General features: G+C 32.4%; 23 protein-coding genes. 7 read left to right on the top strand and 16 right to left on the bottom strand.

Going from position 1 to position 24,027, the window contains the following annotated elements; all coding sequences use genetic code 11:
- Positions 1-165 precede the first annotated feature (165 nt).
- A complete protein-coding gene (locus tag EV143_RS19415; protein ID WP_133509589.1) occupies positions 166-3,612 on the top strand; it encodes a T9SS-dependent choice-of-anchor J family protein in 3,447 nt (1,148 codons plus the stop codon).
- Between the two features lie 57 nt (positions 3,613-3,669).
- On the opposite strand, the gene EV143_RS19410 is transcribed toward EV143_RS19415, so the two are convergent.
- The 5 genes from EV143_RS19410 to EV143_RS19390 form a co-directional block, all read right to left on the bottom strand.
- Positions 3,670-4,209, bottom strand: a complete 540-nt coding sequence (locus EV143_RS19410; RefSeq protein ID WP_133509588.1) for a MepB family protein — start codon at positions 4,207-4,209, stop codon at positions 3,670-3,672.
- 42 nt (positions 4,210-4,251) lie between these two features.
- Positions 4,252-6,123 carry a hypothetical protein gene (locus EV143_RS19405; RefSeq protein ID WP_133509587.1) on the bottom strand — a complete coding sequence of 624 codons (1,872 nt, stop codon included), beginning with the start codon at positions 6,121-6,123 and terminating at the stop codon, positions 4,252-4,254.
- Positions 6,120-6,635: an RNA polymerase sigma factor gene (locus EV143_RS19400; RefSeq protein WP_262710984.1), complete on the bottom strand. Its 516-nt coding sequence runs from the start codon at positions 6,633-6,635 to the stop codon at positions 6,120-6,122. The genes EV143_RS19405 and EV143_RS19400 overlap by 4 nt, the downstream gene beginning before the upstream one ends.
- An 86-nt stretch (positions 6,636-6,721) precedes the next feature.
- Positions 6,722-7,117, bottom strand: coding sequence for a hypothetical protein (locus tag EV143_RS19395; RefSeq protein ID WP_243739917.1), 396 nt, complete (start codon positions 7,115-7,117; stop codon positions 6,722-6,724).
- A gap of 4 nt (positions 7,118-7,121) precedes the next feature.
- A complete protein-coding gene (locus tag EV143_RS19390; RefSeq protein ID WP_133509585.1) occupies positions 7,122-7,997 on the bottom strand; it encodes a protease complex subunit PrcB family protein in 876 nt (291 codons plus the stop codon).
- Between the two features lie 201 nt (positions 7,998-8,198).
- Here EV143_RS19390 and EV143_RS19385 point away from each other — a divergent pair, with 201 nt between their 5' ends.
- The 4 genes from EV143_RS19385 to EV143_RS19370 all read left to right on the top strand — a co-directional run bounded on the left by EV143_RS19385 (position 8,199) and on the right by EV143_RS19370 (position 11,480).
- Positions 8,199-9,572: a DNA recombination protein RmuC gene (locus tag EV143_RS19385; RefSeq protein ID WP_133509584.1), complete on the top strand. Its 1,374-nt coding sequence runs from the start codon at positions 8,199-8,201 to the stop codon at positions 9,570-9,572.
- Positions 9,573-9,614: 42 nt separating this feature from the next.
- Positions 9,615-10,163: an acyl-CoA thioesterase gene (locus tag EV143_RS19380; RefSeq protein ID WP_133509583.1), complete on the top strand. Its 549-nt coding sequence runs from the start codon at positions 9,615-9,617 to the stop codon at positions 10,161-10,163.
- 30 nt (positions 10,164-10,193) lie between these two features.
- A complete protein-coding gene (locus EV143_RS19375; RefSeq protein ID WP_133509582.1) occupies positions 10,194-10,589 on the top strand; it encodes a VOC family protein in 396 nt (131 codons plus the stop codon).
- Positions 10,590-10,910: 321 nt separating this feature from the next.
- Positions 10,911-11,480, top strand: coding sequence for a YceI family protein (locus tag EV143_RS19370; RefSeq protein ID WP_133509581.1), 570 nt, complete (start codon positions 10,911-10,913; stop codon positions 11,478-11,480).
- A 4-nt stretch (positions 11,481-11,484) separates the two neighbouring features.
- Here EV143_RS19370 and EV143_RS19365 read toward each other — a convergent pair whose 3' ends face one another.
- Entirely contained in the window at positions 11,485-12,396 is a 912-nt protein-coding gene (locus tag EV143_RS19365; protein WP_133509580.1) for a TIGR01777 family oxidoreductase, read from the bottom strand.
- A gap of 98 nt (positions 12,397-12,494) precedes the next feature.
- Between EV143_RS19365 and EV143_RS19360 the strand changes: the two genes are divergently transcribed.
- Both EV143_RS19360 and EV143_RS19355 read left to right on the top strand, forming a co-directional pair.
- Positions 12,495-13,157 carry a TetR family transcriptional regulator C-terminal domain-containing protein gene (locus tag EV143_RS19360; RefSeq protein WP_133509579.1) on the top strand — a complete coding sequence of 221 codons (663 nt, stop codon included), beginning with the start codon at positions 12,495-12,497 and terminating at the stop codon, positions 13,155-13,157.
- Complete coding sequence (locus EV143_RS19355; protein WP_133509578.1) at positions 13,154-14,458, top strand: ABC1 kinase family protein; 1,305 nt, start codon at positions 13,154-13,156, stop codon at positions 14,456-14,458. The genes EV143_RS19360 and EV143_RS19355 overlap by 4 nt, the downstream gene beginning before the upstream one ends.
- Before the next feature lie 81 nt (positions 14,459-14,539).
- On the opposite strand, the gene EV143_RS19350 is transcribed toward EV143_RS19355, so the two are convergent.
- The 10 genes from EV143_RS19350 to EV143_RS19305 all read right to left on the bottom strand — a co-directional run bounded on the left by EV143_RS19350 (position 14,540) and on the right by EV143_RS19305 (position 23,799).
- On the bottom strand, positions 14,540-15,835 hold the full coding sequence (locus EV143_RS19350) for a cryptochrome/photolyase family protein (RefSeq protein ID WP_133509577.1): 1,296 nt from the start codon (positions 15,833-15,835) through the stop codon (positions 14,540-14,542).
- A gap of 212 nt (positions 15,836-16,047) precedes the next feature.
- Complete coding sequence (locus EV143_RS19345) at positions 16,048-16,512, bottom strand: SRPBCC family protein (protein ID WP_133509576.1); 465 nt, start codon at positions 16,510-16,512, stop codon at positions 16,048-16,050.
- A 7-nt stretch (positions 16,513-16,519) separates the two neighbouring features.
- Positions 16,520-16,960, bottom strand: coding sequence for a sterol desaturase family protein (locus EV143_RS19340; protein ID WP_133509575.1), 441 nt, complete (start codon positions 16,958-16,960; stop codon positions 16,520-16,522).
- Between the two features lie 158 nt (positions 16,961-17,118).
- Positions 17,119-17,958, bottom strand: coding sequence for a phytoene/squalene synthase family protein (locus tag EV143_RS19335; protein ID WP_133509574.1), 840 nt, complete (start codon positions 17,956-17,958; stop codon positions 17,119-17,121).
- A 4-nt stretch (positions 17,959-17,962) separates the two neighbouring features.
- A complete protein-coding gene (locus tag EV143_RS19330; RefSeq protein WP_133509573.1) occupies positions 17,963-19,429 on the bottom strand; it encodes a phytoene desaturase family protein in 1,467 nt (488 codons plus the stop codon).
- Positions 19,430-19,466: 37 nt separating this feature from the next.
- Positions 19,467-20,366, bottom strand: coding sequence for a MerR family transcriptional regulator (locus tag EV143_RS19325; protein ID WP_133509572.1), 900 nt, complete (start codon positions 20,364-20,366; stop codon positions 19,467-19,469).
- 73 nt (positions 20,367-20,439) lie between these two features.
- Positions 20,440-21,402, bottom strand: coding sequence for an ion channel (locus EV143_RS19320; protein ID WP_133509571.1), 963 nt, complete (start codon positions 21,400-21,402; stop codon positions 20,440-20,442).
- A 128-nt stretch (positions 21,403-21,530) separates the two neighbouring features.
- Entirely contained in the window at positions 21,531-22,031 is a 501-nt protein-coding gene (locus EV143_RS19315; RefSeq protein WP_243739916.1) for a tetratricopeptide repeat protein, read from the bottom strand.
- A gap of 190 nt (positions 22,032-22,221) precedes the next feature.
- Positions 22,222-22,959 (bottom strand): hypothetical protein, encoded by a 738-nt coding sequence (locus tag EV143_RS19310; RefSeq protein ID WP_133509570.1) that lies wholly within the window; start codon positions 22,957-22,959, stop codon positions 22,222-22,224.
- A gap of 27 nt (positions 22,960-22,986) precedes the next feature.
- Positions 22,987-23,799, bottom strand: a complete 813-nt coding sequence (locus tag EV143_RS19305; RefSeq protein WP_133509569.1) for a C1 family peptidase — start codon at positions 23,797-23,799, stop codon at positions 22,987-22,989.
- Positions 23,800-24,027 lie beyond the last annotated feature (228 nt).

Here is a 24,027-nt window from a genome sequence, read left to right as displayed (position 1 = left end):
GGAATGTCAGCGTATATCCAATAAATATTCAAATTTTAAGGTAACAAATTGATATTTATTATACAATGTTTATAAAATAGAAGGCATTAAGTTTATGATTTAACAATATTCTGTTAACTTTAAACATCATAAATTTGATTTCTAAAACCTCTATTTATAAATTATATGAAAAATAATTACTCAATGCGCCATTTGATGGCTTTTTTAAGTTTTTTTTATTGCTTGTCAGGTAATCTTTTTGCTCAGACGATGCCTACGCCTCAAACTTTGCCTTATCAGCAGGATTTTAGTGGAGTAGCAGCGAGTTCTACAACGTATCCAGATGGATTTAAACTATGGACAGCAGGTATAGCACCAGGATCAGCCTATAACACAAATGGTACTTTAGTAGCTGATAGAGCTTTATTAGCTAGTAGTACAGCCGCTACTACCAGTGGTAATTTTCATAATTATAATGGCAAAATTGGATTTTTGAATAATAGTTCTCTTGACTTGGCAATTGGATTTGCAATTGATGCTACTGGTCAGTCAACAATACAAATTCAATATGATGCTATGACTATTCGTAATCCTTATGGAACAGGAACAGGAACAGGATATTCAGATCGTATTAACGAAATGGTTTTAGAATATCGTGTTGGCACAACTGCGGCGTTTAAAATATTATCAGAAACAGCTTATGAAAATATTGACGTTGCACAAACAACAGCTATAGTTACTCCTCAAAATTTAAAAACTATAAAAGTTACATTGCCTTCAGATTGTGATAATGAACCAATAGTTCAAATTCGATGGATTTCTAAACAAAATTCAGGTGGTGGTTCCCGCCCTTCATTTGCAATTGATAATATAAAAATTGGAGGTGATATAGATGCTCCGGTTAACCAGGCAGGATACCCGAAGGCATATGAGGTTTTGTCGGATGGTTTTGAATTCTTAAATAAAATAAATGAGGCAGGTAAAACATATTTTGTATTGGTTGCAGCGGGGAGTACAGAACCTACACCTACACAAATAAAAGCCGGACTAGATGCTGGTGGAATCGCAGCTTTACAATCTGGCTTTGTTACTATTGCTGATAAAAACTTAGAATATTCAAAAGTTTTTACAGGATTAAATCTTGGAACTTCCTATATCGTTTATTCGGTATCTGAGGATGCTTCAGCAAACCTGCAAACAGTAGTTAATAAGTTGGATGTTACAACTGCCAATATTTTAATTCCATCAGTTAAACCTACAAGTACACTTCTTAATTTTACAAGTACTGAACAAAACAGCAATTCAGCTAGTTTAAATTATCAAATTCAGGCAACAAATATTACTGATGTAGTTACCGTAACAGCATCGGCTAATTTTAATGTTTCAAAAGATAATGTAACGTTTCAGTCCTCAGTAGTTTATGATATTACTGATTTTGCTGCAAATGCAACACCAACAGTTTATGTGAATTTTAAACCTAACACAACCGGTGTTTTTTCAGGAACAGTAACTCATGAAACCACGGGAGCTTTAAGTAAAACGGTTTCTTTGTCCGGAATTGGAACAAACCCTTATATACAAGATTTTAACGATGCAAATGTTTTAACTAATAGCGGATGGACTCAATATAATGTTTCAGGAAGTGTAAATAAATGGGCATATACAAATGTAGTGAGAAATACAAACTCTGCCCCTGGAGCAGTGCTGATGAATGGGTTTTCTGATTCTGGAGCCAGCAAAGATTGGTTAATTTCTCCAAAACTGAGTTTAGATAACTTCACTCAAATTCCTTTACTGTCTTTTTACTCTCGTAAATTTTATGAAGGACCAAGTTTGAAATTAATGATTTCTACAAACTATGACGGAGTAAGCAATCCTGAAAATGCAACATGGACAGAGATAAATGGGAAATTCCCAACCATTACTGGAAGTTATTTTCAGTCACAAGACATTGATTTAAGTGCATTTAAAACAGATCATACGTATGTGGCATGGGTTTATGAAACTACTGCTGGAGGAAACACTTTTGCAGCTGAATGGTCTTTTGATGATTTTAAAATTACCGATGAAGCCAGTTATGTAGATGCAAATCCTGTTTTAGATTTTGGAGTTGTAAATGCTAATGATGTTTCTGTAAGTCAGTCATTTTTACTAAGAGCCAAAGGGTATGGAGATTTAACGATTACCCCTCCTGCAGATTATCAATTGTCTTTAGATAATACTACATTTCAGTCAAGCATCATCGTTACAGCAGCTGATGCAGCAATTGGAAAAACACTTTATGCACGATTTACACCTTCAGTCAAAGCTTTCAAGATTTCCGGTACATTAACCGTTACCGGAACTTCATTAAACAAACAAATTGGTTCGTTAACAGGTTCATCTTTACCAAAAGCAGATACGTTTGATATTGTAAGTTATAATTTAGAGTTTTTTGGTACAGATGTAAAAGGAACAGATGGGAAAGAATTTGGCCCGGAAGACGACATCAAACAAGTCGAAAATGTCGCTAAAGTAATGAATAAACTAGATGCTGATGTTTATGTTGTACAGGAAGTATCTGATGAACCTTCTTTAAATGATTTGATACAAAAAATAAGTATAAACGGAAAGACATTCGACAAAACAATTTCTACATCATGGTCGTATTCATTTGATGCACCAGATCCAAAATTCCCTCCTCAAAAATTAGTTGTACTTTATAATACACAAACTACTACTGTAAAAAGTACAAAAGTATTATTTAAAGATTTATACGATCAAGTTCGTGCCAATAGTATCGTTTTACCAAATTATCCTGGCACATCATCTACTGCTCAAGTTAATGATGATAGCTTTTTCTCATCAGGACGTTTACCTTATCTTGTAACAATTGAAACTAATATTGGTGGAATCAAAAAAGAAATTAATTTGATTGATCTTCATGCTCGTGCCAACAGCGGAACAGATATAATGAAATACAATCAGCGTAAATATGATATTGACTATCTAAAACAATCTTTAGATGCTGAATATCCAAATTCAAATCTTATCATTTTGGGAGATTTTAATGATGATGTAAAATCATGGGTTGGAAATACAACTATTGCATCATCTTATAAAGCCTTTGTTGATGATATAACAAATTATAATGCACTTACTTTAGGAATTAGCCAGGCTGGAGCTTTTAGCTTTTTAAGTTCAGGAGGATTTTTAGATCATATCGTTATTTCTAATGAGTTAAATGATCAGTATATTGATAAATCAATTGCGGTTTATGATCCTCGTAACGATATTCCAAGTTATATCACCACGACTTCAGATCACGGCCCGGTAATTGCCCGTTTTGAATTGAAAGAAGATAATTTGGCTACGATTGATTTTGAAAACAAGAACGGATATTTTGTAAGCGCTTATCCTAATCCTGCATACGATGTGGTGAATATTGCAGTTAAAACAAAAGATGATAAAGTTTTAAAATTAAGACTTTACGATATTTCAGGACATTTAGTTGCAAATCCTGTTGAGGTGAAAGGAACTACAGAAAATAGTACTTCTGTTATTCAGCTAAGTAATCTTAAAACTGGAATTTACGTTTATACCTTAAGTGAAAATAATAAGGTTATTTACAGTAATAAAATTATCAAGAAATAAACCGAATAGTAAATAGCAAAAAAAGGCAGTCAAATTTTGACTGCCTTTTTTTTTATTTTAAAATGGAGAACTGAATAATTTTTTAGCCCGATCTAAATCAATCGATTTGTTATTTGGTATTGCTAAAAAATAATCCAATTGCCATTGTTGTGTCTTTTGAGCTTGCTTGCTTGTCGTTTCATCCCAAGGCGGATAAACTCTTGTAGCTCGTTTGCCTTCTTTTGCAGCTGTCGAAAAGATTCCTTTTTGTAATAAAACAGCTTTTGGAAAAATAAACTGACCTAAAAAATCATCTTTTCGAACGCTTATAACAACAAAATCAATAGCATCTGAAAAATTAAAAGGTTCAATAATTCCTGATTTATTTCTTTTCCACAACGTTACAAACTGACCTGTTTTTGTTGGAGTAACTTTAGCCGATCTAAATTTAATTTTACGAGAATTAATTCGAAAATCGAATGCGTCATAATCCCGACTTTCCATTTCTGGTTGAGGTTCAGTACATTCAAAATTGCAATTATCGTAAACCAATTCTTTGGCTGTGATTAAATCATTTGGTAAAAGTTTCGTTTGAGTCCAATTGGTTTTGACTGACATTTTTGTTGCTATTTTTTTTTGAAAATTACAACAAAAAGATTTCTAAAATGAAACATTCAATCCAAAATTCAATCCCCATTGAAACTGATTGAAAGACTGCTCATTCAACGGATTTATATAATAATTCATTGCAGGTTCTACAAAAACATTTGTCTTTTTATAAATGCGATATTGAAACGTTGTACTCAATGATGAGCCATAAACGTAATCATTTGCGCTTACATTTTCACCAATTGAAGTGCCGTTTAAAGCCATATCATTCGAAATTAATTTCGCCACAAAACCACCTGTGTTCAGGCTAATATTAGTTTTCTTTTTATTAAAAACAGAATACGAAACTTCTAAAGGTACTTCGAGATATCTTAAACTCTGATCTAAATTTCCTTTTTCAATATTATCACTTTTGAATGCCATTACTGTGTTCGTCGGCACAAATATATATTGGGCATTATTAGTAATTCCCTGTGCTGCTACTGCAGTATTTGTGCTAAAATAATCGTTTGAAGTCGTAAACGTATTTGCAGTTTTCATGTAAGAAACATTAGCAATGCTCTGACCTAATTCATTGAATTTAATCCCGGAACTAACTGCCCATTTTTTATTGATTTTGTATTTTGTTTTAACACCATAACTGTTACTTTGTTTAGAGTCATTTACGTTGCCTAAGGTTTTTTCATTTTTATAATTTTCAGAATTAGCAACTCCTGCAAAAACGCCCAAGGCCCATCTTTCATTTTTAGCAACCGTTTTTTCTTTGTCTTCTTTTTCTTTTTTAGTTTCAGGAGTTGGCGTTATAATTCCTTTTTCTAAATTTTGAAGTTCTGCTAACTGAACAGAATCCTTCTTGCTCAAAACAACGGTATTAAATTTTGAATTGCTTTTTTGATTATCCGCAATTGCTTTTTCGGTTGTTATAATTTCTTTCTTCGGTTCTTTTACAATCTCAGTAGATTTTTGATTGTTCCAAACTGAATTTTCAGTGTTTAATGCAATATTATTATTGTTTATTGCTTTCAGTTTATCTTCACAAACAGAAGTAGGAACCTGGCTCTTAGAACCTGAATTGAATCCGTTTTCTTTTCGTGAATTAAATGTTTTATCCGCTACAGCCTGATTTTTATTTGCTTTTTCAGCATTTGCAATTTGAGTTTTAGAAACCGAATTGAATGAATTTTGATTATTCGGAACAAAAGATTTTTCAGCTACGGCCTGATTTTTATTTCCTTTTTCAGCGTTTGATAGCCGATATTTAGAAGGCGAATTAAATGAGTTTCCATTCGGAAGAAGAGTTTTCGCGGCCGCAGCCTTTGAATTTCTTTTATCAGAATTTGATATTTCATTTTTAGAAGCGGTATTCAATCCATTTTCATTATTTGGGGCAAATGATCTATCGGCTACAGCCTGATTTGGTTTGTTTACTTCTAAATTTGATTTGTCATTTAAAACGCCTTCTTGATTGTTTTTGTTTTTAGTATTTACAGGAGTAACTGTCGTTTTTTGATTTTGATTAATTTGAGAAGGATCTGATGTGTTTTTATCAGCTGAGTTTTCCAGCACAACAGCATTTTCTTCTGTATTTATGTTGTTAGTAGTTTCGTTTTGATTATCAGTTTCTTCAGTGCTTCTTGTTTTTGAATCATCTGATTGAGTGTTTTTTTTATCAAGAACAACACTGTTATTTTTTTCAGAGCCATTTTTTTCAAGTTTAATTCCAGATCCGGAATTAAAATGTAAAACAGAAGGGAGCATTAATCCTAGTAATAAGCATGCCGCAGCCGACCACCAAAGAATAGCTCTTTTTTTCTTTTTAGGTTTATCTAATTTTCCTTCAATTTTATCCCATAATTCAGGAGGCGGAACACTTGAAAAGTCTTCCATTGATGAAAAAATATCTTCTATATTTTGCTTCTTCATGCTGTCTTAAAATTTTTTATGCTCAAAATCCTTTTTTGTAAAATGCCCTTGGCCCTGTTTAAATTTGATTTGGATGTTCCTTCCGATATTTTCAATAATTCTGCAATTTCCTTATGTTTCATCTTCTCAAAAACATACAAGTTAAAGACCGTCCGGTATTGATCTGGTAAATCCCGAATATATTCTAGTAATTTTTCCTGTTCTATCGGAGCAATATCTAATTCGGGTTCTTCGACAAAATCAGTGTCAGGATCAAAAACATCCAGGAAAAAGCTTTCTTTCTTTTTTTTATTTAAAGCTTCAATTAGCTTATTTATAAAAATCCGTTTAAGCCAGCCTTCAAAACTTCCTTCAAATTTGTATTGACTGATTTTTTGAAAAACAATAACAAAAGCTTCCTGAAAAACATCTTTTGCATCGTCTTCGTTTTTCATATATTTCAAACAGATACCATACAAAACAGGAGAGAACAACTGATATATTTTCAGTTGTCCCTCTCTCTCATTTTGCATACATTGCCTGATATATTTGTCTAAATCGTCTTTCAAAAAATGGTTAAATTTGTTTTGGCAAAATTAGCTTTTTTTAATGCATCACACTATCTTTTAAAAATAGTACGGCTTGCATCTGTGTTATTGCTTAAAATGGTTAGATTTTGATTATCAAGCTTTTCGATAACATAAGTTTTACCTTCAAACGTAATAAGATCATGTTCTGCGTTATCTGCAATTCCGGTTCCTTTTGCAATTTCATAAGGACTATTTCTAATCTCCACATCATTTTTATAAGTGATAACTCTTCCATCAGAAGTAAAAACTACTTTTTTATTGAATCCGCTGGTTTTTGGTGTAGCCAAATACGGATTATTAGTTCCGCCAATCGATTTCTCCCAAATCCACGTATTTACTAGTAAACCAGCATTTGCTGAATCTTTAGAATAGAAACTGGAGAAAAGACAAATTGCAGTAAAAAACAATAAAAGTTTTTTCATCATCTCACTATTTTAAACTTGTGATTTTATCCTTAATGGCTTTCTTGAAAAGTTTTACAGCTTCACTTTGGTCAGCAGTATCGTTGTTGTCAATATAAATTTTAGTAATAGTTCCTGCCTGACGAAGTTGGAAATAAACACCTCCCTGATCAGCACTATCCGGCGAACCATAAGTTTTAGTTTGTCCTTTTAAAGCTAAAATTTCAGCAGGAACACTTTTTAGGAACAAAGCATATTCGCCTCTTTTTGTTGTATTGGTATATTTATATTGATCGAAAGTGTAGCTTCCGCTGGCAACATTCAAGAATTTAAGAATGTTAAAATCGTTTAGTTGAAAGAATTTTTGACAATCTCCACCTGTACACATACTTGCAAAACTTCCAATGATGATGTTATCTGAAGTTTCAACAGTTCTGTTAAAGATAATTGGTTTTGAAGTTTTAGGAATCAAAATAAAATCTGAAGGATAAGTAGGAGTTTGTGATATCGATTCTCCGGCCTGAGGGCCTTTTTCGTAAAAGTTAATTACGATTTCGCAATTGTTCTCAATCATCGAAGTCATTTTTATTTCGTATCCGCTGGTAGCTTTAACTCCTGCGAAAATTCCAATCAAATAATTTTTTGTAAAATCGATATTAGGGTCACTTGCAACAGGGCAAGAATTGGCGTGTTTAGTAAAATTGTCATCCATTTTTTGCTGCGTGTTCACTAAAATGGCAAGCGGGTTATTTGGCAAAGTTTTTACACTGTAATTGCATAAAAGAGGAAATCCGGTAAAAGGTACATCTACATCAGCTCCGCAGTCAACATTAAGGTCATTCTCGTTAACTGAACAAGCGCTAATTCCAAAAGCTATAAATAAGCCAAGCATTAATTTTTTCATGATATTTTCTAATAGGTTATATTCTGTAGATGCCCATCTTTTGAAATGGTTGCGTAAACTGATTTGTTTTGAAGTTATTTTTTTGAATAATAAGTTTGAAATGTTTGTTTAATTTTGAATTGATATTAATTAGTGAAATTTTAAATTTTAAAATTCACCAGTACACATTATTGCTTAATTTTACTTCAAATACAATTCATTATGCCTGATTTTCTTCTGTTTTTAGTGGTTTTTATAATAGCTTTATTTTTAGGTATTTACTTAGGAAGAATGTTGTTTTCGGCTAAATTTCAATCAGAAAAAGTAAGTTTGGAAGAACGATTAAACTCCAATGCAAACCAATTGCAATTGCAAAAAGAGCAGTTTGAAAATGAGAGAAAAAACTTCGAAAAACTATTGCAGCTAAGTAATTTCGAAAAAGAAAACATACGAACCGAAAAAGACAGTCTTGCCATTCAGCTTTCTAAAAAAGAAGTAGATTTTGAAAATCTATGGGAACGCCACAAACAACAAAAAAACGAAATAACAGAACTACAGGAAAAATTCACCAAAGAATTTGAAAACTTAGCCAATAAAATCCTCGAAGAAAAATCGGCTAAATTTACAGAACAAAATAGCGAAAACATGAAAAATATCTTGTTGCCTTTGCAGGATAAAATTCATGGATTTGAACAAAAAGTAGAGCAGACCCATAAAGAAAGTATCGATTATCATGCGGCTTTACGACAGCAAATAGTTGGTTTAAGTGAAATGAATGCTCAAATGAGTAAAGAAACCTTAAACTTAACCAAAGCATTAAAAGGCGACAGTAAAATGCAGGGAAATTGGGGCGAACTAGTTTTAGAGCGTGTTCTCGAAAAATCAGGCTTAGAAAAAGGCCGAGAATACGAAGTGCAGCAAAGTTTTACTAACAATGAAGGAAACAGAGTTTTTCCCGATGTTGTAATTAATTTGCCTGACGGAAAGAAAATGATTGTCGATTCTAAAGTTTCTTTAGTAGCCTACGAAAAATGGATCAACGAAGAATCTGAAATTCTAAAAGCAGATTTTCTAAGAGAACATATAATCTCGATTAAAAGACACGTAGAACAACTCGGAAACAAAAATTACCATGATTTATACCAAATCGAAAGTCCGGACTTTGTGCTGCTTTTTATTCCGATAGAACCTGCTTTTGCAATTGCATTAAGCGAAGATTCGACTTTGTACAATAAAGCTTTTGACCGAAATATTGTTATTGTTACACCAACAACTTTATTGGCAACTCTGCGCACAATTGACAGTATGTGGAGCAACCAGAAGCAACAGGAAAATGCTTTTGAAATTGCCAGACAAGCCGGCGCATTATATGATAAATTTGAAGGTTTTGTAGTTGATTTGGTAAAAATCGGGAATAAAATTAAAGACACAAAAAGCGAGTACGATAATGCAATGAATAAATTAGTGGACGGAAAAGGAAATTTAGTTTCAAGCGTCGAAAAACTGAAGAAAATGGGAGCAAAGGCAAAAAAGGCACTTCCGGAAAATATTATAGCAAGAGCTTCACATACAGATGAAAATCAATTATTAGATTAAATTTCATCTTCATTATTAAATCAATTACAATAAAATAAAAACATGGCTGCAGATTTTAAACCCGTTTCCTCATCAAAAATTAGTATTTCAGAATTAATGTTACCGTCGCACACTAATTTCAGCGGTAAAATTCACGGAGGCTATATTTTACAATTACTGGATCAGATTGCTTTTGCTTCGGCATCAAAATTTTGTGGCAATTATTGTGTAACTGCTTCGGTTGATACGGTAAACTTTTTAAAACCTATTGAAGTTGGAGAACTCGTTACCATGAAAGCATCTGTAAATTATGTAGGGAGAAGTTCGATGATTGTTGGAATTCGCGTAGAAGCAGAGAATATCCAGACGGGAGCTGTAAAACATTGTAATTCTTCTTATTTTACAATGGTTGCCAAAGATAAAGAGGGAAAAAGTGTTTCGGTTCCCGGGCTTATTTTATCTAATTTAGATGAAGTGCGACGTTTTAGAAAATGCATTAAACAAATTGAATCAAAAAAAGAAGTAGAAGAACACGCCAGAATTACGAATGTAAATTCGATAGAAGATTTGGCAAGTTTAGATAAATATAATGTGCTTTTAGAAATTAGTTAGAATATTTATTTAATTAAAACAGAAAACAAAATGGTAAAGTTTGGGTATACAATTTTATATGTAGAAGATGTAGAAAAATCAATTGAGTTTTATGAAAACGCTTTTGGTTTCTCCAGAAAATTTATTGTTCCGGGAAATGATTATGGAGAATTAAGTACCGGCGAAACAACGCTTTCGTTTGCATCTAAAAAACTGGCAGCAGAAAATATAAAAGATGGTTTTATCGAAAGCACATTAGAAGATAAACCTTTTGCAATCGAAATAGGTTTTATAACCGATGAAGTTGGAGAATTGGTACAAAAAGCAACTTCACTTGGAGCCGTTTTAGTAAAAGAACCAACCAAAAAACCGTGGGGACAAATTGTTGCATATGTGCGCGATCTAGATGGTTTTTTAATTGAGATTTGTACGGAGGTTGAAGGGTAAATATTATTTGGTAAAAATATATAGTCCCTACGTGACATTTTGCCACATTGAATAAATTTCTACCAATATATAATTCCTAACGGAATATCTCGTAGAGATTATATATTGGTAGAAAACCAAATCAAATCTACATTTCACAACAAAAAAACATTCACAAATATTTAGCATAAAATCAGCAACCAATTGCCGTAAAATATCGTAACTTTAAGATAGACATTAGCTTACTACATTTTCACGGAGTATTGCCATTCGATTTTCAAACCTGATTTATTTTTCTTCTTAAAGAAATCGACTGACATAATTGTTTAATTGCTGACGATTATGAAAAGAACTACACTATTAATTTTGCTATTTTCCGCATTTTCTATAATTGCCCAGGATAAATTTAAAACCAATTCGGCAGTTATAAATTTTGAAGCTTCTGTTCCTTTTTTTGAAGAAGTAAAAGCGGTAAACAGATCGGTTATAATTTTATTAGAACCTAAAACAAGCACCTTCACCTGTACAGTTATTATTAAAGATTTTCATTTTAAGTTAGACTTAATGGAAGAACATTTTAATGATAATTATCTCGAAAGCCATCGTTATCCTAAAGCTATATTTAAAGGTAAAATCGCAAAATTTGATATTAAAGATATCAATGAAGTTGAAAAAGAATATTCCATAAAAGGAAAATTAGCCATTCATGGAAAATCTAAAGAAGTAGAGGTGAAAGCCTTTATAAAAAAGGTAAAAGACGGAATACAGATTATTTCTGATTTCCCAATTTCCGTATCTGATTTTAATATTGAAATACCTCAAAAAATAGGTTCAAAAATTGCAATGACGGCCAATACCGATTTAATTGGTGTAATGCGAAGCAATGAAGAAATACTCTTAACGTTGAAATAAAAGTTTAAGACAAACTATTAGAAAGCGCCACTTCTATATCAGTAAATTGAAATTCATAACCTGCTTTTTGTATTTTTTCAGAAGAAACCCGTTTTCCTTCTAAAATTGCAATACTCATTTCTCCCAAGATGAGTTGAAGTACAAAAGCAGGTATTTTTGGCAGCCAGATTTTATATCCATATAAATGAGCAAGAATTCTGGATAATTTGGCATTTGTAGTATTATTTGTAACGGTAGCATTATACGGACCATTCATTTCAAAATCAGTCAACGCTTTCGCATAAATCTGACATAAATCTTCAATATGAATCCAAGGAATATATTGTTTTCCTGAGCCTAAAATGGCACCAAAACCAGCTTTAAAACTGGGTGTGATTTTCTTTAAAAATCCTTCATCTCTTCCAAGAACAATTCCAGTTCTGATTTTCACAGTTCTAATTCGTAATGAATTAATGGTGTCAACAGCACTTTCCCATTTCTGGCAAGTTGTTCCCAAAAAGTCGTTTGCCGGAGGAGTTTCTTCAGTACAAATTTCCTGACTAGTATCTGCACCGTAAATTCCAACTGCAGAAGACGAGACAAATGCATCTAAAATTTTGTTATTGTTTCTTAAAACAGAATATATAAGTTCGATAGGTTTTGTACGACTTTCTAAAATGGCTTTTTTACGCTTTTCAGTCCAGCGGCTTTCTACAATTCCTTCACCTGCTAAATGAATAATGTAATCGGCTTTTAAAACAGCTTCTTCTTCGATGAAATCACTTTTTATATCCCATTTGTAATAAGTAACTAAAGGAGTATTTTTTCGGTCAGATCGGCTTAAAACAGATACTGAAAAACCAGCGGCAATTAAAACTTCGGTTAGGTGTTTGCCAACAAATCCTGAGCCTCCGGTAAGTAAAACATTTTTAGCCATAATAGTTTATAATATATTTAACAGTGTGTTTTGTTTAAGGATAAGTAAAGATACTTAAACATTGCTTACCTTTAAGGCGAATTCTAAATTTAAATAAAATGGTGACTGAAAACAAGATAATAGGCAGAGAAGAAATTGTTTCTTTATATATGAATGAAGTTCTGGAAAAAGGACAAAAACCAAAATCTGTGTATCATTTTGCGAAAGAAAATGATTTTACAGAAGCTGAATTCTACTCTTTTTTTGGAACGCTTGAAGGCTTGGAAAAAGAAATATTCAAAATGTTTTTTACTAACACGGTCGACTTGTTACACAAAAATACGGAATATCTTGAATATGACATGAAAAACAAGATGTTAAGCTTTTATTTTACTTTTTTCGAAGTTTTAACAGCCAATAGAAGTTACGTTTTACAATCGCTAAAATTAGATAGAAATCCGCTTAGAAATTTGGTACAGCTTACTTCGCTTCGTGAAAGTTTCAAAGAATATGTTTCTAAAATCCTGACAGATGATTACAGATTGCAACAGGAAAAACTTCAAAATTTTCAGGAAAAAGCGATTAAAGAATCAGCCTGGCTGCAATTAATGCTGACCATAAAATTCTGGATGAGTGACGAATCTGCAGCTTTTGAAAAGACAGACATTTTTATTGAAAAATCAGTTAATGCATCATTTGAATTAATGAATGTTGCACCAATTAATCATCTAATAGATTTAGGGAAGTTTCTTTTTAAAGAAAAAATATACAGCAAACAATGAAAACAATAGATTATATACCAACCTCAAAAATAGAAAGAGCCAGCAAATTGGTGCAAACAGGTGCAAAAGTAGGAGTAAACTACATTAAGCATTATGCCGAAAAAATGGTAAATTCAGATTTAACGCGTGACAAACTAAACGAAAATAATGCCGAGGATATTTACGACGGATTAAAAAGCTTAAAAGGAAGTGCCTTAAAAGTCGCTCAAATGTTAAGCATGGATAAGAACTTTCTGCCTCAGGCATATGTAGAGAAATTTTCATTATCACAATTTTCTGTTCCGCCGCTTTCTGCTCCTTTGGTTTTAAAAACTTTTAAAAGCAATTTGGGCAAAACACCTTACGAAATTTTTGATGAATTCAATGCCAATTCCGTCAATGCCGCAAGTATTGGTCAGGTGCATTTGGCGAAGAAAGGCGATAAAAAGTTAGCCGTTAAAATTCAATATCCGGGAGTTGCCAATAGTATTTCGTCAGATTTGGCTTTGGTAAAACCAATTGCGATTAGAATGTTTAATCTTCAGGGAAAAGATTCTGATAAATATTTTAAGGAAGTTGAAGATAAATTAATTGAAGAAACCAACTATTTATTAGAACTGAAACAAAGCCAGGAAGTTGTTGCAGCCTGCGGCAAAATCGAAAACTTACTTTTTCCGAATTATTATCCTGAATTTTCATCAGAGAAAATCATTACTATGGATTGGATGACGGGAATTCATCTTTCTGAATTTACCGCAAAAAATACAGATAAAGAAGTTGGAGATAAAATAGGGCAGGCGCTTTGGGATTTTTATATGTACCAAATTCATGTTCTTCGAAAAGTTCACGCCGATCCGCATCCCGGAAACTTTTTAGTGGACGATGAAAACAGATTAATTGCGTTGGATTTTGGATGTATGAAACAAATTCCGGAAGAATTTTATGTGCCGTATTTTGAGTTGATCAATAAAAATGTAATTACAGACAAGGCTCGTTTTAATCAAAAATTATTCGAATTAGAAATTCTTCGTCCTGATGATTCACCTGCTGAAATTGAATATTTTACCGAAATGTTTCATGATTTATTATCGCTTTTCACTAAACCTTTTCAAAGTGAATCTTTTGATTTTGCCGATGAAACTTTTTTTGAAAGTATCGCTAAATTAGGAGAACGTTTTTCAAATGATACAAATCTCAAAAAAATGAACGGAAATCGTGGTTCTAAACATTTTATTTACATGAACAGAACTTTCTTTGGTTTGTATAATTTAATGTTCGATTTGAAAGCGAAGATTGTAGTTGATAATTTTAAGAAGTATTAGGCTGGAAAATTCCAATAAAAAAATTCCAAATTCCAATTGTAATGAAATAAAGCAATTGGGATTTGGAATTTTTTTATTGATTTATTTAATAATTCCCGCCTTATAAGTAGCAATCGCGCGATCTCTCGCAAACGCATGATCAACCATTGGCTCATTATATCCTAAATCAAATTCAGGAATCCATTTGCGGATGTAGATTCCTTTTTCGTCAAATTTCTTTTGTTGAATTTCAGGATTAAAAACTCTGAAGTATGGCGCTGCATCGCAACCCGTTCCTGCTGCCCATTGCCAGTTTCCTACGTTTGATGCTAATTCAAAATCTAATAATTTCTCGGCAAAATAAGCTTCGCCCCATTGCCAGTTTATCAATAAATGTTTGCATAAAAAACTTGCTACAACCATTCGGACACGATTGTGCATATAACCCGTTTCGTTTAGCTGTCTCATTCCGGCATCAACCATTGGATAACCTGTAGTTCCGGAACGCCAACGTTTAAAATCGTCTTCGTTATTGCGCCATTGAATGCCGTCATAAGCCGATTTAAAATTGTGATTTACGACTTTTGGAAAACTAAAAAGTATCTGAATAAAAAATTCTCTCCAAATTAATTCGCTTAAAAAAGTTTGATTTTTCTTGTTGGCCCAATTCACTAATTTCCGAACACTAACAGTTCCGAAACGCAAATGTGGAGAAAGATAGGAAGTACCGTCTATTGCAGGAAAATCACGTATTTCTTTATAATTTGCAATTTGAGTTAAGTTGTGAGGCAGCACTTTTATTGAACTTCTTTCAAAACCAATTTCTGATAATTCAGGAAATGAATATTTGTTTTTAGCAAAGTTGCCTAATAATGGTTTTGTATCATATTCCTGAGCTTGTCCCGAAAGATGATAGTTTTCAAGCCATTTATTTTTATAAGGTGTATAAACCGTGTACGGAAGTCCGTCTGCTTTTGTGATTTCTTTTTCCTCAAAAATAACATGATCTTTAAATGAAAAAGCTTCGATATTATTGTCTTTTAATAATGAAGAAATTGCCAAATCACGTTTAATGGCGTATGGTTCATAATCTTTATTGAAGAAGATTTGTTGAATGTCAAATTCCTCCAAAAGTGATTTCCAAACCTCAAAAGTTTTTCCTTTTTTAATTAAAATAGAAGAATCGAAAGTAGTAAGTTCTGTATTTATTTTTTGAAGAGAATCATAAATAAAACTGACACGTGCATCATTTTTTGGGAGATTTTCGAGAATATCATCATCAAAAATAAATAAAGGAATTACAGGAAAATCAGATTGTAAAGCGTGAAATAATCCGACGTTATCATCTAAACGCAAATCGCGTCTGAACCAGAAAAAGTTAGCTTTTTGTTTTGTCATTATATTAATTTCTGCTTTTTGAAGTTTTTTCTGCTGCAGATTATAGGATTTATAAAAGAATTTATTTGTTTCACGCAGATTTTGCAGATTTAGGCAGATAATCACAGATTTTGGTTCAATATTTATCAAAAAATAAATCTGCTTAAATCTGCAGAATCTGCGTGAAAAGTATTTTATAATCTTTGTTGCTCTCTTAAATCTGGGACAAAAAATTATTTTAGATTAAATAATTCTTCGATTTTGTTTTTGCGATATTCAAAAATGTCTTTCAGTTTATTTTTGACCATAAAGTGATTTGCAATTCGGCCTAAAAAACCAAATGGCAAAGCATAATGCACTACATCAGTCATTTTTGTACCGCCGTTTTCAGTTGGCTCAAAAAAGTGCTTGTGATGCCATAAAGCATACGGACCAAAGCGTTGTTCATCTACAAAATATTCATTTTCTTGTGAAACCGTAATGATCGTCATCCAATTGATTTTAATACCTAAAAGAGGTTTTAAAGTATAAGTAATAATTTGTCCGGGATACATTCGTTTGCCATCAAAATCCTGAATTTCGAAACTCATACTATCAAGTGTTATGGTTTGAAGGTTTTTTGGACTCGAAAAAAAATCCCAACATTGTTCTATACTTGCGTTTATATGTTGTACAGTTTCTAATTTATATACTTTCATAAATCAATTACATTTTATAATATTTAAAAGGAACAAACAACATTCCGAAACATTCTCCATGTTCTTTTCCTAAATGTTTATGATGTATTTTATGGGCTTTTCGTAAACCGATGAGATATTTGTTTTTAGTGTTTTTAAACCATTTAAAACGCTGATGTATCAAAACATCGTGAATTAAAAAATAACAGATTCCGTATGTTGTAATGCCGCATGCGATAAAAAACAAGTAATTAAATCCGCCCTGAACTCCAAAATAAAAAAGTGTAATACTGGGAATAGCAAAAATGACAAAAAAGATATCATTGCGCTCAAAAGTATGCTCGTATTTAGGCTGATGATGATCAGCGTGAAAATACCACATAAGTCCGTGCATTATATATCGGTGTGTAAGCCAGGTTACACATTCCATAAAGAGAAAAACGCCTAAAAAGATTAAAAAAGAAATCATTTTGTATGTGTTGAATTATTAAAATTATTATTTGAAATTTATTTACAGTTGTGTCATTTCGACGGAGGAGAAATCACATCCAGAGAGCAACGGCTGTAATTACATTATGTGATTCCTCATTCCTCGGAATGACACAACTGTACGGAAACTACATTTCACTAAACCAATTTCAGTTTGTAAGTTACAAAAGATTGCGCTAAAAGCCCGGCCTTGGTGTAATTTGAAACTCTGATTCTTGAATTTCCAATTTCGTGATATGGCGTGTTTTTGAGTTTTTTAAGCAATTTTCTGTAATAAATGAAAGCAGTGTAAACGCCAAATTTTGCTTCCATCGGCAGTTTTACAATCCCCTGATACGCAATTCTGAAATCTTCTTCAATTTCGTTTATAATGGTTGTTTTTGCTGTTTCATCAAAAGAATTTAAATCGACGCCTGGAAAATAATTTCGGTTTAAAACCAAATTATCATCTTTCAAATCTCTTAGAAAATTCACTTTCTGAAATGCCGATCCCAATCGCATGGCTTCAGTTTTAAGCTGTTCATATTTTTGGTCATTACCTTTTACAAAAACCTTTAAACACATTAAACCCACAACATCGGCAGAGCCATAAATATAGTCTTCATATTCTGATTGTGTATTGTAAGTCGACTTTACAAGGTCTAGCTTCATGCTTTTTAAAAATGCCTGAACCAAATCATCTGTAATGTTATATTCTTTTACCGTATGCTGAAATGAGTTTAAAATTGGGTTTAAACTGATGCCGGCTTGCATAGCTTTATAATGTTCCTTTTCGAAATCATTAATTAGATTTTCTTTATCATAATCATGAAACGAATCTACAATTTCATCTGCGAAGCGAACGAAACCATAAATGCTGTAAATAGCATCGCGAATACTTGGCGATAACATTTTAACTGCAAGCGAAAATGAAGTGCTGTAGTTTTTGGTGACCAACTTGCTACATTTGAAAGAAACGGTGTCAAATAATGTTTTCATCTTTTTACGATCTAATAGATTTTTGAATTAACTCAGCAACTAATTTCCCTGAAATTAATGCAGGCGGAACTCCTGGGCCAGGAACGGTTAGTTGTCCTGTAAAATATAAGTTACGAACTTTTTTACTTTTTAGTTTTGGTCGTAAAAAAGCAGTTTGCAATAACGTATTGGCCATTCCGTAAGCATTTCCTTTGTAGGCATTATAATCTGTTACAAAATCATTTTTACAAAAAGACTTCTTAAATATAATGCTATTTTTGATCTCTTGTTGCGTAAGTGTCTCAAAACGAGTGATTATCTTTTCAAAATACGTTTCTCGAAGTTCTTCCGTGTCTTCAATTCCCGGTGCTAATGGAATTAAGAAAAACCCGCTTTCCATTCCGTTTGGAGCAGCACTTTCATCTGTTTTTGATGGAAAATTGGCATAAAACAAAGGAGCTTCAGGCCATTTTGGATTGTCATAAATGTCGGCTGCATGTTGGTTAAAATCAACATCAAAAAATAAAGCGTGATGTGTTACGTTTTGTATTTTTTTATTAAAGCCAACAAAAAATAATAGCGAAGAAGGCGCAAAAACACGACTATCCCAATATTTTTCAGAATAAACGCGGTGTTCTTCGTCAAGCAGAGTTTCAGTATGATGATAATCAGCGCCGCTTAAAACGACATCTGCTTTTATAGATTTTCCGTTAATAATTATTCCGGTTGCAGTTTTGTTTTCAACTATTATTTTTTCAATTGATGCATTGGTTTCGATGCGAACTCCAAGTTCAAGTGCTAATTTTTCAATTCCGCGAACAACATCAAACATTCCGGTTTTCGGGTGCCAGGTTCCTAAACCAAAATCGGCATAATTCATGAAATTGTAGAAAGATGGCGTTTTAGAAGGTTTTGCACCTAAAAATAAAACTGGGAATTCAAGAATCTGAATCAGTCTTTCGTTTTTAAACTTCTTTCTGATATCATTACTCACACTGCCAAAAAACTGATTTAATTTTAAAGCAGTTTCAGGTGTAATTAATTCGAGTGGAGAAATTCCGGGACGATAAACCAAATCTTTAATGGCAATATCATAATTGCTTTTGGCCTGATTGATAAAAGCTTGTAGTTTTTCACCGCTTCCTTTTTCGATATTTTCAAAAGTGACTTTTATTTCTTCCAGATTGTCATAAATATTGATGAAATCATCAATGCCAAAATAAACGCTGTAAGCAGGATTAAGCTTTATAAGCTCATAAAAATCAGCTGTTTTTTTGTTGAAATCATTAAAGAATCTTTCGAAAACATCTGGCATCCAATACCAGCTTGGTCCCATATCGAAGGTAAAGCCGTCTTTTTTAAATTGTCTGGATCTTCCTCCAATAGAATCATTTTTTTCGTAAATGGTTACATTGTTTCCTTGTTGAGCCAAGTAACATGAAGCGGCTAATGCAGAAAAGCCAGATCCTATTATTGCGATAGTTTTTTTCATTTGTTTAACAAATGTACAAAAACTTTAAACAAAATATTTATATACTTTCAATTGTTTCATCCATAGTATCGAAAATTCTTATTCGATCCGGTAAATTCTTTGCATCTATGTGTTGCGCCATTTGACCCATAAGCCAAATTTCGTTATTTTTTTGAAGTAATTTTTGTCCCATTGTCTTGACATATTGATTGATAACATGACGATCGGGCTGAATAGTCATAAACGACACAAACGTTATATTTTCAAAATGTTTAGTAAGATCCTGCAGGTTTTCGATTGGCATACTTTCGCCTAAGTAAATGGTTTTGTATCCTTTAGATAAAATTTCATATTGAAGATATAGTAATCCTATTTGGTGAATTTCATTTAAAGGCAATGAAAGAACAAAAATTTTGTCGGTTCTGGTTGGTTTTAATATTTGAAGGCTTTCTGTATAAATTAAAATCTTCTGTTTGATCAAATGACTCATAAAATGTTCATTTGCAGGAGTAATTGTTTCAGATTGCCATAATAATCCTAATTCTTTCAGCAAAGGAAGAAAATGATCTTTAAAAACTTCTTTAAATGTTTTTTCAGAAATCAGCCAGTCAAAAGTGTTGAAGAAAATTTCCTGATCAAAATTCATCATTGCCATTTTAAAAGAGGTAATGGCGTAATTTTGAGCATTTTTCTTCGAAATAATTTCGCGAACTAATTGTGGAATTTTGTCTTCCGGAAAAGTTGATATCTTAGAGATTTTATAACCATACTCGTGGAGCAAAGTTATATTTAAAAGTTTTTGTAAATTGTGTAAATTATAAAGTCGAATATTAGTATCCGTTCGCATTGGTTCAAGAATGTTGTATCTTTTTTCCCATATACGAATCGTATGAGCTTTTATTCCTGACAAGTTTTCAAGATCTTTTATGCTGAAAACAGTTTTTATATTGTTTACCATTGTACGTTATTAGGGTAAACAAAAGTAGAATAAAATATGAGATTACCTTTTAAAACTTGATTAAAATGATGGATTATGAGAAGTTTGTAGTATGAAACTGATTTAATTTGTCTAAATGCAAAATCGTTTTAGTACCATCTTTACTTCTGTTGTACATTGTTTCGAATTTTGCACCAAAAACAACCTCACTAAATGTGTATGATGTCCTTGCGGCAACCGTATTACTAAACATATCATCGAATGTGGTAACGAATACTAAAATTTCGCCGTGCGTTTTTTTAAAATCTTCTTCGGTAAAATTATATAACGGACTCTTTTCTGTTATTGGGTGTACTAATGTCCAGCTTAACGAAAGTGCATTTATAGTATCTAATTCGAGGTCTAAGGTATAGAACTTATTTGTCGTTACACCATTTTCTTCTACACTCATTCCGAGAGTTACTTTTGCCTTTGCATCGGTAAAATTGGTATTTTTAAAAGGAACAAGTCGAACCATTAATGCTTTTTTATCTTTATAAGGGGCAATTAATGCATTGTGTGAGAATTTTAAAAAAGCGGTTGGTTTGCTGAATCTTCCAAAAAATAATCCTGTAGCAATAGCAAAACTTAATAAACCAATTAAAGCTTCAGCAGCAGATAATGCACTGGTTAAAAATCCGTCTGGACTAATATGTCCGTAACCTACGGTTGTAAAGGTTTGTGCGCTAAAAAAGTAAGCCTGACCAAATTGAGTTAATACGCTTTGAGATTGTTCAATTCCGTCAAGATGTTCAATTCCAATTGCGTAATATAGAACAGCAAAAATAAAGTTGATTACGATATAAAATGAAAATAGAATCAACATGAATTTCCAGTTTGGCATGTCGATCATGGTATGGTACCAACTAATGCGTCGTAGCAAATTCATTCCTCTCTTTTCAATATTGGCAGATCCGTTTTTATTTACAAATCTTCCTCCGTAACTATTTGCATTAGTTCCGAAGCCAGAGTTTTCATCTGTTTTTGCGTTATTGTTTAGATTTTTGAGCAGTACCATTTATGTGTATTTTATGAGGCAAATGTAGCAATATCTTTAATATGGAATTGTGTTGCTGTAAACGAAAAAAGCAATCTGTAAAATATCGATTTTGCAGATTGCTTTGTATTTAATTTTGAGTTTGATTTTTATTTACAAAAAGTAGCTCTGTTTTTTATGGCGCTTTGGCTTCCTAATTCTATCGCTTTAGTAAAGTCTTTGCAGGATTTCTTTTTCTCTCCCATTTTATTGTAGCACAGTCCTCTCAAATTTAAGGCAATATAATCTTGAGGATTCATCATTAGGCAATAGGAGCAATCTTCGATAGTTGCATCGTAATTCATTAATTTGTAGTTTACGTTTGCTCTTCCGGTAAAGGCATCAGAATTCATGGTATCTAGTTCGATTGCTTTTGTAAAGTCAGCAAGAGCACCTTGTAAATCGTTGAGTTTGTATTTTGCAACGCCTCTGTTTTGGTAAGCTTCTACAAAGTGAGAATTCATACTAATTGCTTTTGTGTAATCAGCAATGGCACCTTTTGTGTTTCCGGCTTCGGCTTTTTTCATTGCTTTGTCAAAATAAGCGGTTGCAGATTGTGCCCATGTAGAGCAGGTTATCATAATAAATGATATAAGTAGTAGGTTTTTCATAAACTAATTGGGGATTAGGTTAATTATTTTTATGCAACGAATTTAATAAAGTTTTGTTTGTGAAGGAAGTTCTTTTGTTAAAAAATAGGTAATAAATGAAAAAATATAAATTTACAGTGAACATCAGTAGTTTAAATTAAAAAAAGGCACAAGAATCTAATCTCTTGTGCCTTTTAAGATAAAAGGATTATTATTCAAACCATTGCAACCATGGTGTTTTCGTATCAAAATTATCAATGCCAATTTGTTTACCATTTTTGTATACTCGAATGTCGCTTATAGATCCTATCGTACCTACATTTTTTATGTAAAAGGATCGTAGCCTGTTTAGTCCAGATGGCATTTTTAAGGCAGTAGTTCCTAAAAAGAATTGGCCGTCTTTTATATGGAATCTTATAGTTCTGTCTCTGTCAAAAGAATTATTGCTAAATTCAAAATCAGACAAATAGTTGTCTGCTGAATAACGATAAGTTTCGCCTAAAGTATTTGTAAAGACAGACGGCTTGTTTATTCCTTCCATCGGAATCGTACAACTCATAGATTTGTTAACGCCGTTATAATTACCATTCCACAAGTATAGCTGAATTCCTTTTTCTGTATTAGCAGGATAAGATGTGTTTTTGCTAGCTTCTATTCTTACTCTTACTTCAAAAGTCAAATCTCCAGCTACATCAATTCCTATATTATTAAAAGGTATGGTGTAATTTAAAACTAAGGTTGGATTATTATATTGCTCAAAATAAGGTATTACCGAGTTGTTGTTCCAGTAAAATTCTCCATTGTTTATAAATGGGGCAGGCTGTCCCTTTGTAAAATCAATATTATCGGCTGGATAACTCACATCCTTACCAACATACATAAAAGGCTGAGTAGTGGTTTTATATGTTAGTGGATTGTCTTTTTGCAGTACATAAACATCGTCATGCATAGCTTCTTCTATTTTTCTGTAAGTAGCCTAGATATATCCTTTTTCACCCCAATTTGGTCCCCAAGAGTTAACAAGTCTAAAAGCTTGTTTTTCATCGTCGTAACCCGTTAAAACAACAGCATGATTTCCATAAAAGCTAGAGTTGTTTATGTCCCACAATCGAATTGAGCTGGAAGTAAAGTCTCTATCGATACTCATTCCTATTAAAACTGGATTTCCATTTGCTATTTGTCTTTTTATATCTTCTAATGTTGCCACAAAACCCTCGGATGTTCTTACTGCGAAATAATCAAATATTCTGTTTTTTGGTGCATTTTTTTGTTGAGAAGAATTAGGAAGAATGCCACAGTTTACGAATCCCATATCAGTATAACTAGGTGTGCCTTCTGTTTTTAAAGCATCTAAGGCTTCCCAAAAATAAACACCATTACCACAATTGTTTCCATCAACCTTATACTTTTCATATATGTAATCGCCACTTGGATAAACGTCATAGTTTGGTTTTCCATCGGCTAATGTTTTCGATTCAGTTTTTAATATAGTAATAGCATGGGCGATTGAATAAGGAACGCAAGACCCCTTAGATCCTTGATTAAGTGCAGTAGGCAGCTCAGGAAGTAGAAACTGGGCAGGTAGAGCTTCTTTTCTTGTTTGTGAAGACATTTTTAACTCTTTAATTTCGGCTAACTGATTAGGTGTAGATGGAATGTACCCAGTTGCTCTCTCTTCATTTGAAGCAGCATCGGTTTCCGAGCGTAATGGAAATTCATCTTTTTGACAAGAATAAATCAATAATAGAGCACAAATTGCTCCTGCTAATTGTAGAAATGTTTTTTTCATAAAAAAAAGTTTTAATTAGCAATATTAGTAATAAATAAATTAATTGTAAAATTTATCTTATATTTCATTTAATAAATTGTAATTTTAAACTTATAAAAAAATGAATGACTTTATGTTGTTAGTGAGAATTAACTGGATATTCTGGATAAAGTGAGCACCTAATTCTGGATAAAAGTGAGCAGTATAAATGAACTCAAAAAGGTGTCTAAAAAGTAGTTTAAAAGTATA

It is taken from the genome of Flavobacterium chryseum, assembly GCF_004362015.1.
In the GTDB taxonomy this organism is placed as follows: domain Bacteria; phylum Bacteroidota; class Bacteroidia; order Flavobacteriales; family Flavobacteriaceae; genus Flavobacterium.
Note: the sequence above shows the minus strand (reverse complement) of the source record. Positions and strands in the feature narration are given on the sequence as shown.

What these genes read in the sequence shown, in the direction of transcription:
- EV143_RS19415 (WP_133509589.1), top strand. Translation starts at nt 166, where the DNA reads ATGAAAAATAATTACTCAATGCGCCATTTGATGGCTTTTTTAAGTTTT.
- EV143_RS19410 (WP_133509588.1), bottom strand. Translation starts at nt 4,209, where the DNA reads ATGTCAGTCAAAACCAATTGGACTCAAACGAAACTTTTACCAAATGAT.
- EV143_RS19405 (WP_133509587.1), bottom strand. Translation starts at nt 6,123, where the DNA reads ATGAAGAAGCAAAATATAGAAGATATTTTTTCATCAATGGAAGACTTT.
- EV143_RS19400 (WP_262710984.1), bottom strand. Translation starts at nt 6,635, where the DNA reads ATGCAAAATGAGAGAGAGGGACAACTGAAAATATATCAGTTGTTCTCT.
- EV143_RS19395 (WP_243739917.1), bottom strand. Translation starts at nt 7,117, where the DNA reads ATGATGAAAAAACTTTTATTGTTTTTTACTGCAATTTGTCTTTTCTCC.
- EV143_RS19390 (WP_133509585.1), bottom strand. Translation starts at nt 7,997, where the DNA reads ATGAAAAAATTAATGCTTGGCTTATTTATAGCTTTTGGAATTAGCGCT.
- EV143_RS19385 (WP_133509584.1), top strand. Translation starts at nt 8,199, where the DNA reads ATGCCTGATTTTCTTCTGTTTTTAGTGGTTTTTATAATAGCTTTATTT.
- EV143_RS19380 (WP_133509583.1), top strand. Translation starts at nt 9,615, where the DNA reads ATGGCTGCAGATTTTAAACCCGTTTCCTCATCAAAAATTAGTATTTCA.
- EV143_RS19375 (WP_133509582.1), top strand. Translation starts at nt 10,194, where the DNA reads ATGGTAAAGTTTGGGTATACAATTTTATATGTAGAAGATGTAGAAAAA.
- EV143_RS19370 (WP_133509581.1), top strand. Translation starts at nt 10,911, where the DNA reads ATGAAAAGAACTACACTATTAATTTTGCTATTTTCCGCATTTTCTATA.
- EV143_RS19365 (WP_133509580.1), bottom strand. Translation starts at nt 12,396, where the DNA reads ATGGCTAAAAATGTTTTACTTACCGGAGGCTCAGGATTTGTTGGCAAA.
- EV143_RS19360 (WP_133509579.1), top strand. Translation starts at nt 12,495, where the DNA reads ATGGTGACTGAAAACAAGATAATAGGCAGAGAAGAAATTGTTTCTTTA.
- EV143_RS19355 (WP_133509578.1), top strand. Translation starts at nt 13,154, where the DNA reads ATGAAAACAATAGATTATATACCAACCTCAAAAATAGAAAGAGCCAGC.
- EV143_RS19350 (WP_133509577.1), bottom strand. Translation starts at nt 15,835, where the DNA reads ATGACAAAACAAAAAGCTAACTTTTTCTGGTTCAGACGCGATTTGCGT.
- EV143_RS19345 (WP_133509576.1), bottom strand. Translation starts at nt 16,512, where the DNA reads ATGAAAGTATATAAATTAGAAACTGTACAACATATAAACGCAAGTATA.
- EV143_RS19340 (WP_133509575.1), bottom strand. Translation starts at nt 16,960, where the DNA reads ATGATTTCTTTTTTAATCTTTTTAGGCGTTTTTCTCTTTATGGAATGT.
- EV143_RS19335 (WP_133509574.1), bottom strand. Translation starts at nt 17,958, where the DNA reads ATGAAAACATTATTTGACACCGTTTCTTTCAAATGTAGCAAGTTGGTC.
- EV143_RS19330 (WP_133509573.1), bottom strand. Translation starts at nt 19,429, where the DNA reads ATGAAAAAAACTATCGCAATAATAGGATCTGGCTTTTCTGCATTAGCC.
- EV143_RS19325 (WP_133509572.1), bottom strand. Translation starts at nt 20,366, where the DNA reads ATGGTAAACAATATAAAAACTGTTTTCAGCATAAAAGATCTTGAAAAC.
- EV143_RS19320 (WP_133509571.1), bottom strand. Translation starts at nt 21,402, where the DNA reads ATGGTACTGCTCAAAAATCTAAACAATAACGCAAAAACAGATGAAAAC.
- EV143_RS19315 (WP_243739916.1), bottom strand. Translation starts at nt 22,031, where the DNA reads ATGAAAAACCTACTACTTATATCATTTATTATGATAACCTGCTCTACA.
- EV143_RS19310 (WP_133509570.1), bottom strand. Translation starts at nt 22,959, where the DNA reads ATGCATGACGATGTTTATGTACTGCAAAAAGACAATCCACTAACATAT.
- EV143_RS19305 (WP_133509569.1), bottom strand. Translation starts at nt 23,799, where the DNA reads ATGAAAAAAACATTTCTACAATTAGCAGGAGCAATTTGTGCTCTATTA.